The sequence below is a fragment of the Sphingopyxis sp. SCN 67-31 genome, assembly GCF_001725095.1.
Window position 1 is genome coordinate 107,312 of sequence record NZ_MEFH01000051.1, and the last position, 11,106, is coordinate 118,417.

Genomic DNA, 11,106 nt, shown 5'->3' on the forward strand with positions numbered 1-11,106 from the left:
GAAGGCGGGAGCCCAGAGTGGAGGAAATCAGGGTTTGCGTCCCACCGCACCGGGTCCCCGCCTTCGCGGGGACACGCCCCTATGCGTCCGCAAGCGCCCGAATCCCCACAGGCCCTAGCGGACGAGCATCGGGCCGAGCCCATGTCCGCCGAACAGGTGGACGTGCAGGTGCGGCACCTCCTGCCCGCTGTCGGGGCCGACATTGGCGAGCAGGCGATAGCCGGGTTCGACGAGGCCGAGGTCGCGCGCGATCTTTCCCACCGCGCGCACGAAGCCCGCGATTTCGGCGTCGCTCGCGCGCGCCGAGAAATCGTCCCAGCTGACATAGGCGCCCTTGGGAATCACCAGGATATGCGTCGGCGCCTGCGGGTTGATGTCGTGAAAGGCGAGTGCATGCTCGTCCTCGTAGACGGTCTTCGCGGGCAGTTCGCCGCGCAGGATGCGGGCGAAGATGTTACCGTCGTCGTAGGGCAGCGTCGCGTCGATCGCCATGTCGGGGGCTCCTATGATTGTCGGGCGGCTTTTTCGGCGTGGCCCGAGACGCCGTCGCGCCGGTCGAGCTCGGCGGCGATCGCATCCCAGCCGAGGCCCCGCTCGGCGAGCAGGACCGTCAGGTGAAAGACGAGGTCGGTCGCCTCTCCGGCCAGCGCCGCCCGGTCTTCGGCCAGCGCCGCGATGACGGTCTCGACCGCCTCTTCCCCCAGCTTTTGCGCGATCTTCGCCGGACCCTTGGCGGCGAGGCTGGCGACATAGGAGGAGGCGGCGGTTCCCGAATCGAGCCGCTCGCGCACGGTTGCCTCCAGACGCGACAGCGCGGCGCCGATCGGCGGCGTGTCGGGTGTCAGGCTTGTCGTTCCGCTGCTCATGGTGCGACCGTTAGCGGCGCCGTCGCAACACAGCAAGGCGGCCCGGCGGGCGATGGGAAGCAGGTGTCGCATTTCGGCCACACCCGCCACTTTTTTTCCGGCGAAACGGATAGTCAACCCGCGTTAGGCATTTATACCGAAGTCGTGGGGCAAAACACGGGATCGCGCATGCGATTCAGACAACCGGGGATGCAGCATGAAAATTGGAACAAGGACGTCGGCGATCCTGACCGCAACGGCATCGCTGATCGCGATCACCATGTCGGCCGCGCCGGCACAGGCGCAGCAGGCGGAGGATTGCTCGGCCTATGACACGCAGGCCGAGCGCGATGCCTGCGCCGAGCGCGTCAACACGACCGTCGCGAGGCCGGACAGCGTCAGCAGCGACGACGGGGCCATCGTCGTCACGGGCTCGCGCATCCGCAAGAGCGAGTTCAACAGCCCCGACCCGATCCAGATCATCAACCCCGAACTGGGGCAGAAGCAGGGCCAGAACCAGCTTGCCGACATCCTCCAGTCTTCGCCGGTCGCGGCGGGCTCGATCCAGATCACCTCGGCGATTTCGAACAGCTTCGTCACCAACGGCGGCGCCGACGCGCAGACCGTCTCGCTGCGCGGCCTCGGCGCCGAGCGCACGCTGGTGCTGCTCAACGGTCGCCGCGCCGGCCCGGCGGGCGTCCGCGGCGCGGTGTCGTCGTTCGATCTCAACGTGCTGCCGCTGTCGGTCGTCAAGCAGGTCGAGGTGCTGAAGACCGGCGCCTCCTCCATCTATGGCTCCGACGCGGTCGCGGGCGTGGTCAACATCCTGACCAAGACCGACACCGACGGCTTCGAGGTCGGCGGCTTCACCGCGGTTCCGGTGCACGGCGGCGGCGAAACCTATGATTTCAACGTCACCTGGGGCAAGCGCTTCGACCGCGGCCATGTGCTGGCGACGGTCGATTATTACCAGCAGCAGAATCTGCGCCGGAACGACCGCAAGTTCCTGGGCTGTCAGGAGGAATATCTGACGCGCGAGGACGGAACGCGCGCCGACATCGTCGATTTCCGCACCGGCAAGCCGGCGTGCAACGGCATCATCGGCAACCTGATCCTGACCAACAATGATTTCAGCGGCGATCCGATCGTCAACGATGACGGCGACCTTGTGGGGTTCCAGCCGACGCTGCTGGCCCCCAACGGCCAGCAATTGTTCATCGGACAATATGGAGCGCAATTCGGCCAGGTCGGCATTTCGTTCAACGATTACGGGGCGTTCGGCATATCCGCCCCAGCCGATTTCTTCGGGCTGAACTTCGACGGTCCGTCGACCGGCGCGACGAATCAGTATCTGCCGCTCGAGCAGATGTCGGACGTGTTCTCGAAGGTCACGCGTCTCACCGGTTATCTCGACGCGTCCTACGAACTGACCGATAATGTCGAAATCTACACCGAACTGCTGTTCAACAACCGCAAGTCCTACAACAACAGTTTTCAGCAGGTCAGTGTGTTCCAGTTCACGGGCGATTCGACCCGAACCGGGGCCCTGCCGGTTCCCATCACCCTGCTGTTCTGCGATCCGTCGGTGTATAACTGCACGCCCGGCGACCTCGGCGATCCTTTCAACACCGAATTTACCGGGGCTTTCCTGCTCCGCCCGCTGGTTCTGACCAAATCGGACTTCAGCACCGACGTCGACTATTATCGCGGCGTGCTGGGCCTGCGCGGCGACTTCGGCGGCTTGCTGTCGGGCTGGAACTGGGACGTCTACGGCCAGTACAGCCGGTCGGACGCCAAATATACGCAGGATGTCGTCTATCAGGATTCGCTCGATTCGCAGACCTTCCGCACCCGGTCGTGCGTCGGGCTGACGACGGCGATCCGCGGCGTGCCGTGCATCGACATCGACTTCACCGATCCCAGGGTCCTGAACGGCGATTTCACGCCGCAGGAACGCGCCTTCCTGTTCGGCAAGGAAACCGGCCGCACGCTGTTCACCCAGACATCGGCCGAAGCCACCGTCGCCGGCGACCTGTTCGAACTGCCCGCGGGCAAGGTCGGCGCGGCATTCGGCGCGCAAATCCGGCAGGACAAGATCAACGATACGCCGGGCGAGGTGACGCTGGCGGGCAATGCCGCGCTGCGCACCTCGTCGGGGATCACCGCCGGCAAGACGGTCAGCAAGGAAGTCTTCGGCGAACTCCAGATTCCGCTGATCCACGACACGCCGTTGATCCAGCGCCTGACGCTGTCGGGCGCCGGCCGCTATACCAGCGTCGACGCCACGCGCCGCGACGGGGTGAAGGACAGCTTCAGCGACGCGACCTGGAAAGCCGGGCTCGACTGGGAGGTCACCGACTGGCTGCGCTTCCGCGGCACCTGGGGCACCTCGTTCCGCGCGCCCGCGCTGTTCGAACTGTTCCTCGAGAACCAGACGGGCTTCCGCGATCAGCAGGATATCGACATCTGCCTCAACGCCGCGACCAAGCTTGCCGCGGGTACGATGAGCCAGCGAGTCTACGACAATTGCATCGCGGCGGGCGTTCCAGCCAATTTCACCGGCGCGACGGGATCGGCGACCGTGGTGTCGGGCGGTGGCATCGGGCAGCTCAAGCCCGAAACCTCGACCGCCAAGACGGCGAGCGTCGTCCTGACGCCCGATCTGTCGGGCGTGCTGTGGAGCGGCCTCAAGACCAGCCTCGCGGTCGATTATTTCGACATCAAGGTGAAGGACGAGATCACGACGCTTGGCGCCGCGAGCATCATCAGCGGCTGCTACAATTCCGAGTTCGGGCTCGACGATCCGCTCTGCGACCTGATCACGCGCGCGCCGTCGGGTCCCGAGGAGCATAATATCACCGATGTGCGCGACACCTATGTGAACATCAACCGCCAGCGCAACCGCGGCATCGACGTGACGCTGCTGCTCGACCAGGACCTCGGCAACCTCGGCTCGCTGGCGTTCCGCGCCCAGATGACGTGGCAGATCGAGGACAAGGTCGCGCTGTTCGACGGCTTCGTGATCGACGACAATGGCGAGGCCGGCGATCCGAAATGGGTCGGCGATTTCAACCTCGCATGGGAAAAGGGGCCGTGGACGCTCTTCTACGGTCTCGACGTGATCGGCGGCACATCGAACCAGCAGGACCTGCTCGACGAGCAGGGCAGCGCATGCCGTACCTCGATCTTCCGCCCCGGCGGCACCTTCTGCCCCGACACGCGGCTGGCGCCGACCTTCTATCATTCGATGTCGGTGACGCGCGATGTCGCGGACCGTTTCGAGATCACGGTCGGCGTGGCGAACATCTTCGACACCGCCCCGCCGCGGGCGTCGACGATCTACACCAGCGTTTCGGCCCTCGGCCAGGCGCCGGTGTTCGGTTCGCAATATGATTATCTCGGCCGCCGGCTGTTCCTGCGCGCCAGCGGCCGCTTCTGACGCGCGCCGCCACGGAAGCACCGGGCGGCGGGAGCGATCCCGCCGCCCTTTTTGTGCCCGCCACGGGCGAAGCATGCTGGACAAGCGGCGCCGGCTCTGGTCGAACGGCGCGCATGGCGGACGTCAAGCTTCATCCCGACTGGCTCGCACGGATCGGCGGCGAGTTCGATCAGCCCTATATGGGCGCGCTCAAGCAGTTCCTCGCCGACCAGCGGGCGAAGGGCAAGCGCGTCTATCCAAGGCCGCGCGACTGGTTCGCGGCGCTCGACGCGACGCCGCCGCAGGACGTGCGCGTCGTCATCCTGGGGCAGGACCCCTATCACGGCCCCGGGCAGGCGCACGGCCTGTGCTTCTCGGTCCAGCCGGGCGTCCGCGTGCCGCCGAGCCTCGTCAACATCTACAAGGAGATGCAGAGCGACCTCGGCATCCCGCCGGCGCGCCACGGCTATCTGAAACACTGGGCCGAACAGGGCGTGCTGCTGCTCAACAATTGCCTGACCGTCGAGGCGGGGCAAGCCGCCTCGCACCAGGGCAAGGGGTGGGAGCGCTTCACCGACGCCGCGGTCGCCGCGGTCGCCGCCGACCCCGCACCCAAGGTCTTCATCCTGTGGGGCAGCCACGCGCAGCGCAAGGCCGCGAACGTGCCGGGGCTGGGACCGGGCACCCCGCACCTGATCCTGCGCGCGCCGCACCCGTCGCCGCTGTCGGCGTCGAACGGCTTTTTCGGATCGCGGCCGTTCAGCCAGGCGAACGCCTTCCTGGCGGAGCACGGCCGCGGTACCATCGACTGGCGCCTGCCCGAGACGGCGGAGGTCGCCGTCGGCTGACCGTCGCATCGCGCGGACGAATCGATCAGAGTGAGCGAAAGCGTGTGTTGGCGCGGCGCCGTGCAACGGGTCTATCCCATGCCCTTGCCCCGCTGGAGACGCGCCGATGCCGACCGACCTGATGAAGACGCTGACCTATCTGTCGCTGCACCTCGCGATCGGCTTCGGCGTTGCCTATGCGCTGACGGGATCGGCCCGGGTGGCGGGCGGGATCGCACTGATCGAGCCGTGCATCAACGCCGTCGCCTTCTTCTTCCATGAAAAGGCGTGGCGCCGCGCCGATGCGATACGAATCGCCGTGCCCGCCCGGCCGCGCGGGAACCCCGGCCGCCCCGGCGCCGTTGCACTGCTGTGTCGATGAAGGAGAAGAAGCATGACGGTGAACAGCGCAAGCGCCCGCTACGAAGGGCTGGGCAAGGACGGCAAGGGCCATATCTGGACCAAGCGCGGCACGCTCGACGGCGCGCCCTACGGTTTCGCCTCGCGCTTCGAGGACGGGTCGGGCACCAACCCCGAGGAACTGATCGCCGCGGCGCATGCCGCCTGCTTCACCATGGCGCTGTCCTTTGCGCTGGCGCGCGCCGGCCATAGCGATGGCCAGCTCGACACGCGCGCCGACGTCACGCTGGGCAAGGACGGCGATGGCTTCGCGGTGACGAAATCGGCGCTGACCCTGACCGCGAAGGTGCTGGGGATCGACGCCGACGCCTTTGCCGCGATCGCGGCCGATGCCAAGGCCAATTGCCCGATTTCGAAGCTGCTGAACTGCGAGATCACACTCGACCACAGCCTCGAAGGCGGGTGAGCGCCGCGGTTCAGCCGGCGCCGAACTGGCAGTTGCCCTTGCGTCTTTCCTCCTTGCCGCCGGCGAGGAACCAGCGCGCATCGGTCGCCGACGCCGCTTCGTCATAATAGCAGACGTCGGTCGCGCCGGTCGCGGGATCGACCAGCACCGCCCATTGGTGCGGTCCGCAATTATGCTGCTGGCAGGCCCAGGCCATGACCTTGCCGTCGTGCATCTCGATCGGCGCCGACGGACCCTCCAGCGTCTGGATGGCCTTCAGCACCTTCGCGTCCTTCACCGTCGCGGCGAGCCCCGCCTTGACCGCGGGATGATCGTCCCATGCGACGCCATCGACCTTGTCGAACGGATATTTGCCGACATAGGCGGCGAGGTTCTTCGCGTCGCCGGTTTTCGCGGCGGGCGCCGTGTCGGCTGGCGCGGGCGCCGCCGGGTTTTCCGACGGCGCTGCCGGTCGGTCGGCAGCGGCCTGCGCGTCAACGCCTTGCGCATCGGCGGGGGGCGGAGCGGCATCGCCGCCGGAACCGCAGGCGGCAAGCGCAAGCAAGGCGGCCCCGGCGAGCACGGGAAAGAGCGGAAGGCGGCGGAATGGCGTCATGGCAGGTCCCCTTTCGCGGGCGATCATGCCACGGCCCGGCCGCCGCCGATACTCTTTTCCACCGGCGGCGGCGCGTCAGCGACAGCGCACGTCGTCGTCGCCGCTCTTGTCGATCGCGCGGCCCGCAACCGCGCCGCCGATCGCGCCGAGCACGGTGCCGAGCGTCTTCGAATCGCCCGGCGCGATGACGTTGCCCAGCGCGCCGCCGGCGATGCCGCCGATGATCAGCCCGGTCGTGCCGTCGGAGCGCTTGCAATAATAGCGCCCGTCGCGCCCGCGATAGATGCGGTCGCCCTTGCCCAGACGGCGCTCGCGGTAATCGCCGTCGCGATAATGGTCGTCGGCATACCAGCCGCCGCCGCGGCGCGGTCCGTCGTCATAGCCATAGCCGGTCGAGGCGCAGCCGCCGGCGAGCGCGGTCGCGGCGACGAGCGGGGCGAGCAGGAGCTTGTTCATGGGACATTCCTTTGCAGGTGGGCCGCGGGACGGCGGACTTTCTGCCTGATAGACACGCGGGGGCGGCCCGAAGTTCCGGCACCGGCCGCTTTTCGCCCCGCGCCCTTATCGCTTGACCTCAAGCGCGGTTGAGCTTGCATCAGGGGGCAGACGATTCGCGAGACGGAGATCCGCCATGCTGTACCGCCCGACATTCGAAGCCCCCGAAGGCCCGGCCGCCGCGCGCCCGGTGCCGGACGGCGACCTGTTGCCGCGCTATTTCGCCCGCATCGGCTACGACGGGCCGGCCGAGCCGACGCTGGCGGTGCTGCGCGCGCTGCACGCCGCGCATATCGCGGCGATTCCGTTCGAAGCGATCGACGCGCTGGTCGAGGGCAATGTCGACATCGGCGCCGAAGCGGTGGCCGCGAAGCTGATCGAAGGCGGGCGCGGCGGCTATTGCTTCGAGCAGAACGGCCTGTTCCTGCGCGTGCTGCGCGCGATCGGCTTCGAGGCCGAGGGCCTGCTCGGCCGCGTACGCTGGCTGCGCGACCCGGCCGTGCCGCCCGCGCCGCGCAGCCATATGGTGGTGCGCGTTCGCGTCGACGGGCGCGCCTGGCTGGCCGATGTCGGTTTCGGGTCGGCGGTGCCGCCCGCGCCGCTGGCGATGGACGGCGCGGCGCCGCAGCCGACCGCGCACGAAAGCTATCGCGTCGCGCGCGGCGACGCGGGCAGCGGCATCTGGGCGGTGTCGATCGCGATCGGCGACGACTGGGCGCCGCTCTACGACATCGACGACGCGCCCGCGCCCGCGATCGATTACGAGGTCGCCAACTGGTACACATCGACCCATCCCGATTCGCATTTCCGCCACCAGCTGATCGCCGCGCGCACCACCGCCCGCGCGCGCTATGCGCTGCGCGACAACCGGCTGACGATCCGCCACGCCGACGGGTCGAGCGAGCGGCGCTATCTGACCGCCGACGCGATCGAGGCCGCGCTCGCCGAGCTGTTCGGCCTGGCGGTGCGGCCGCACTGGCGCGCGGCGATCGAGCGCGCCGCGACCGCGGAGGTCGAGGGGTAGAGGGGCCGGCCCGCGCCGGCGAAAGAAGGAAAGCGGGCCCCACGACTGCCCGGACGACGATGGTGCGGGGCAAGGCCTGCGCCTCCGCCGAACCGCCGCGCGTCAGCTCGCGTCGGAGCGGAGCGACCAGCGGCCGCGTTCGACATGGGTGGTCTTGCCGACGATGCTTTCGGTCAGGATGATCTCGTCGACCGTCCAGCCGATCGGCGCGATCGTCTGCGCGCCCAGCCGGTCGCCGCGATAATTGATCGTGACGTGCGGTTCGGGCGTGGTGCCGTCCATGATCGGCGCCTTCGCGGCCAGCAGATGATGAACCAGCGCCTTCTGGAACGCCCGCGCCTGGGCCAGCGGCTCGCGCGTGCGCAGCGTCACCGCCTTGCGGTTCTCGATCCGGTCAAAACGGAGCGGAAAGGGCGCCGCGACGAAGGTGTCGAGCGCTGCGACGGTCGCGGGCAGCCACTCGGGCGGCGCATGGTGCAGGTCGTAGAGCGAGATGAGCGTGACATGGAGGAGGTGGGGGCCGCGCGACGGATCGTTGCGCGGCAGCGCGGCGATCTGCGCCTGAACCTCCGGCGGCGGCTTGGCCATGATGTAGAGGGGGTTCCGGGCGCGCATGGGTGGGAGTGTAGCATGGTGTGGGGGTCGGGACGACTAGTGGGTGCTTCGGCCTGATTTCGCGGATTTAGTAAATTGTCACCGTAATTTGCTTGAGCGAGATTTAGCGCCTATTCCAAACCGAGGAACCTGCGCTCCTTTTGGTTCAGACTTTTTACAGTCGGCCCAAATATGCTCTCCAAAACTGCCTGAACGATTGGGCCGGCGGCGTTGCGCACACGCGTTTTGAGTTCGCTCATATTCTGTGCGCCATGGTAAGCGGCGATATAGCCTTTCTCCATTGCTTCCAATCGGGCACCTAGAAATGGAAGAGTTATCTTCTTCTGTAAGAGTTTGTCGATTGTGGCCATCTCTGCAAACCGCCCTTCGACGCGTTGTAGTGTTTGCTCGCTGACTTGAAGGTAGCATTTTCCGTTGTCTTGGAATCGCATTTCCATACCGACAAATTCTGCTGCCTCGTTGGGTTCGTAAATTCGGGTCTTGGAGTTTTCTGTGTCAATCATGCCGAGACTGAGACTCATTTTTCCAAGTTCCTCACGAAGAAATTTATCAAAATCTTCGCACTCTTTCCGTGATTTAAAGAACCCAATTATGTCATCGACATACCTTATTACTGGAAGGCGACGCTTTTCAATTAGACGATCCAAATCGCGTAAGAGGATGCCTGCGAAATAAGGAGAAAGGGGCATGCCTTGCCTAACTCCCAAGCCGGTTTGAATGCCCGCCCGGTCGATAATCTCCTTCCAGTCTGGTGCGAAGCCATCACCTATTTCGACGCTCGCGAAGGCCTTCAGAATGCCGTGCAACGTTGGGTAGGGGACGATGCGTACAATCTGCGCTTCAAGGCGATCTCGGGGAATTCGGTCGAAGAATTTCTGAATATCGGTCTTGTAGACGAATCTACCGTTCTCTCTAAGTATGGTTGCTCTATTTCGAGCATCTTGAACGGTTCTGTTTGAGTGAGCAACTAGGCCGTAACTGATATCATTCAAAAGCCCCTTGTTCTTTAGAGAGTCCCGAATCTTGTGAAGTATATTGAATTGAATCAATCTATCTTCAATGGTTGGGATGCATATTATACGGTGTCCTCCAGTGTCTTTATCTTTTGCTATAGCTAGAAGCGGAGAAGGGATGAAGTTTGGTCTGAGGCGTCGTTCCCTAATCGAAGGGATCCGCCAAGATCTCTCAGCATCAAATTGTTTTCCGCTGGTTCGGTCAATGCCATAACAGCTAGACTTCAAGCGTTGCCGCTCCAAGTTCCATGCCACATTGAGTTCAGCAGCGCTGAATATCTGCTGTAAAGCGTTTTGCCATCTAGTTGCCGCCAGTTTCACCCAAAATTACCCAGGCTGGCGGTTCACCAGGAGCCGACCTTCCGCGAGCGGAGTGTCGGTATGTGCCATGTGCCCAAGGGCCCGGCTTACGGCCACTAGACCGCGTTGCGCCGTTACCTGAACCTGACTCTCTGCAAAACTGGTCGCAAGAGTCAGTAAGCACCATAGCATTAGTGCCATGCCGAACGCAACTCCGCCTCGGAACAAACCGTGAACAAAGTGAGTCGCGCCCGAATCGGCACTCGGCTTTCCGGCATTGCGCGCCGGAATATTCGGCCGCCCGCGAGAAGGCCCATCACAGAATTGGCTCCGAACCTCGCCGGTTCTAAGGGTAAAGCGAGGCATGTATCGCACTCCTTCGTCAGTATGGTGCCGACCTTCCGCGAGCGGAGTGTCGGTATGTGCCATGTGCCCAAGGGCCCGGCTTACGGCCACTAGACCGCGTTGCGCCGTTACCTGAACCTGACATTAGAGCCGGGTGAACCGCTTCCGCAGGCCAACCCACTAGGGGTCGTCTGCCGAGAACGAAGATGGTACAACCGCCATTGCTTTGCAAGGGCCGTTTAATACTTCTGCTTCTCGATATGGGGCATGCGGCAGGTTATTTAATCATGCTCCCGACCACCCGCGCCCATATACAGCTCGCGCCCCGTGTTATCATAGACCTGGCTCATTTCCGCCATGCCCTTCTCGGCCTCTTCGGCGGCGATGAAGCCGGCGCTGTCCTGGTTCTGCAGCTTCGCGAACTCGCGCACTTCCTGGCTGATCTTCATCGAACAGAATTTGGGGCCGCACATGCTGCAGAAATGCGCCGTTTTCGCGCCTTCGGCCGGGAGGGTCTGGTCGTGGTATTGCTCGGCGGTGTCGGGGTCGAGGCTCAGGTTGAACTGGTCGCGCCAGCGGAATTCGAAGCGCGCCTTCGACAGCGCGTCGTCGCGGACCTTGGCGGCGGGGTGGCCCTTGGCGAGGTCGGCGGCGTGGGCGGCGAGCTTGTAGGTGACGACGCCGACCTTCACATCGTCGCGGTCGGGCAGGCCGAGATGCTCCTTGGGCGTGACGTAGCAGAGCATCGCGGTGCCGTACCAGCCGATCATCGCGGCGCCGATGCCGCTGGTGATATGGTCGTA

General features: G+C 65.1%; 12 protein-coding genes. 5 read left to right on the forward strand and 7 right to left on the reverse strand.

Annotated elements, in window-relative coordinates; genetic code table 11:
* Nucleotides 1–114: 114 nt before the first annotated feature.
* Nucleotides 115–492: a histidine triad nucleotide-binding protein gene (locus tag ABS88_RS07125; protein ID WP_067107293.1), complete on the reverse strand. Its 378-nt coding sequence runs from the start codon at nucleotides 490–492 to the stop codon at nucleotides 115–117.
* Nucleotides 493–503: 11 nt separating this feature from the next.
* Complete coding sequence (locus tag ABS88_RS07130) at nucleotides 504–866, reverse strand: phosphoribosyl-ATP diphosphatase (protein ID WP_286749502.1); 363 nt, start codon at nucleotides 864–866, stop codon at nucleotides 504–506.
* A 196-nt stretch (nucleotides 867–1,062) separates the two neighbouring features.
* Here ABS88_RS07130 and ABS88_RS07135 point away from each other — a divergent pair, with 196 nt between their 5' ends.
* From ABS88_RS07135 to ABS88_RS07150, 4 genes are all read left to right on the forward strand, one after another.
* Nucleotides 1,063–4,284 carry a TonB-dependent receptor domain-containing protein gene (locus ABS88_RS07135; RefSeq protein WP_286749503.1) on the forward strand — a complete coding sequence of 1,074 codons (3,222 nt, stop codon included), beginning with the start codon at nucleotides 1,063–1,065 and terminating at the stop codon, nucleotides 4,282–4,284.
* A 113-nt stretch (nucleotides 4,285–4,397) separates the two neighbouring features.
* On the forward strand, nucleotides 4,398–5,111 hold the full coding sequence (gene ung, locus ABS88_RS07140; RefSeq protein ID WP_286749504.1) for a uracil-DNA glycosylase: 714 nt from the start codon (nucleotides 4,398–4,400) through the stop codon (nucleotides 5,109–5,111).
* 106 nt (nucleotides 5,112–5,217) lie between these two features.
* On the forward strand, nucleotides 5,218–5,472 hold the full coding sequence (locus tag ABS88_RS07145; RefSeq protein WP_286749506.1) for a DUF2061 domain-containing protein: 255 nt from the start codon (nucleotides 5,218–5,220) through the stop codon (nucleotides 5,470–5,472).
* A gap of 12 nt (nucleotides 5,473–5,484) precedes the next feature.
* Nucleotides 5,485–5,916: an OsmC family protein gene (locus ABS88_RS07150; RefSeq protein ID WP_286749508.1), complete on the forward strand. Its 432-nt coding sequence runs from the start codon at nucleotides 5,485–5,487 to the stop codon at nucleotides 5,914–5,916.
* A gap of 10 nt (nucleotides 5,917–5,926) precedes the next feature.
* On the opposite strand, the gene ABS88_RS07155 is transcribed toward ABS88_RS07150, so the two are convergent.
* Together ABS88_RS07155 and ABS88_RS07160 are read right to left on the reverse strand one after the other, a co-directional pair.
* A complete protein-coding gene (locus ABS88_RS07155) occupies nucleotides 5,927–6,511 on the reverse strand; it encodes an Ivy family c-type lysozyme inhibitor (RefSeq protein ID WP_286749509.1) in 585 nt (194 codons plus the stop codon).
* 75 nt (nucleotides 6,512–6,586) lie between these two features.
* Nucleotides 6,587–6,967 (reverse strand): glycine zipper 2TM domain-containing protein, encoded by a 381-nt coding sequence (locus ABS88_RS07160; protein WP_212598247.1) that lies wholly within the window; start codon nucleotides 6,965–6,967, stop codon nucleotides 6,587–6,589.
* Between the two features lie 175 nt (nucleotides 6,968–7,142).
* Between ABS88_RS07160 and ABS88_RS07165 the strand changes: the two genes are divergently transcribed.
* A complete protein-coding gene (locus ABS88_RS07165; RefSeq protein WP_286749513.1) occupies nucleotides 7,143–8,030 on the forward strand; it encodes an arylamine N-acetyltransferase family protein in 888 nt (295 codons plus the stop codon).
* Between the two features lie 102 nt (nucleotides 8,031–8,132).
* Here ABS88_RS07165 and ABS88_RS07170 read toward each other — a convergent pair whose 3' ends face one another.
* The 3 genes from ABS88_RS07170 to ABS88_RS07180 form a co-directional block, all read right to left on the reverse strand.
* Nucleotides 8,133–8,618: a 2'-5' RNA ligase family protein gene (locus ABS88_RS07170; RefSeq protein ID WP_286749515.1), complete on the reverse strand. Its 486-nt coding sequence runs from the start codon at nucleotides 8,616–8,618 to the stop codon at nucleotides 8,133–8,135.
* A 137-nt stretch (nucleotides 8,619–8,755) separates the two neighbouring features.
* Nucleotides 8,756–9,979, reverse strand: a complete 1,224-nt coding sequence (locus ABS88_RS07175; protein WP_286749516.1) for a reverse transcriptase domain-containing protein — start codon at nucleotides 9,977–9,979, stop codon at nucleotides 8,756–8,758.
* A 605-nt stretch (nucleotides 9,980–10,584) separates the two neighbouring features.
* Nucleotides 10,585–11,106, reverse strand: a 522-nt coding sequence (locus ABS88_RS07180; RefSeq protein WP_286749517.1) for a phosphomethylpyrimidine synthase ThiC, incomplete at its 5' end; no start/stop codon positions are given.

What these genes read in the sequence shown, in the direction of transcription:
- ABS88_RS07125 (WP_067107293.1), bottom strand. Translation starts at nt 492, where the DNA reads ATGGCGATCGACGCGACGCTGCCCTACGACGACGGTAACATCTTCGCC.
- ABS88_RS07130 (WP_286749502.1), bottom strand. Translation starts at nt 866, where the DNA reads ATGAGCAGCGGAACGACAAGCCTGACACCCGACACGCCGCCGATCGGC.
- ABS88_RS07135 (WP_286749503.1), top strand. Translation starts at nt 1,063, where the DNA reads ATGAAAATTGGAACAAGGACGTCGGCGATCCTGACCGCAACGGCATCG.
- ung (WP_286749504.1), top strand. Translation starts at nt 4,398, where the DNA reads ATGGCGGACGTCAAGCTTCATCCCGACTGGCTCGCACGGATCGGCGGC.
- ABS88_RS07145 (WP_286749506.1), top strand. Translation starts at nt 5,218, where the DNA reads ATGCCGACCGACCTGATGAAGACGCTGACCTATCTGTCGCTGCACCTC.
- ABS88_RS07150 (WP_286749508.1), top strand. Translation starts at nt 5,485, where the DNA reads ATGACGGTGAACAGCGCAAGCGCCCGCTACGAAGGGCTGGGCAAGGAC.
- ABS88_RS07155 (WP_286749509.1), bottom strand. Translation starts at nt 6,511, where the DNA reads ATGACGCCATTCCGCCGCCTTCCGCTCTTTCCCGTGCTCGCCGGGGCC.
- ABS88_RS07160 (WP_212598247.1), bottom strand. Translation starts at nt 6,967, where the DNA reads ATGAACAAGCTCCTGCTCGCCCCGCTCGTCGCCGCGACCGCGCTCGCC.
- ABS88_RS07165 (WP_286749513.1), top strand. Translation starts at nt 7,143, where the DNA reads ATGCTGTACCGCCCGACATTCGAAGCCCCCGAAGGCCCGGCCGCCGCG.
- ABS88_RS07170 (WP_286749515.1), bottom strand. Translation starts at nt 8,618, where the DNA reads ATGGCCAAGCCGCCGCCGGAGGTTCAGGCGCAGATCGCCGCGCTGCCG.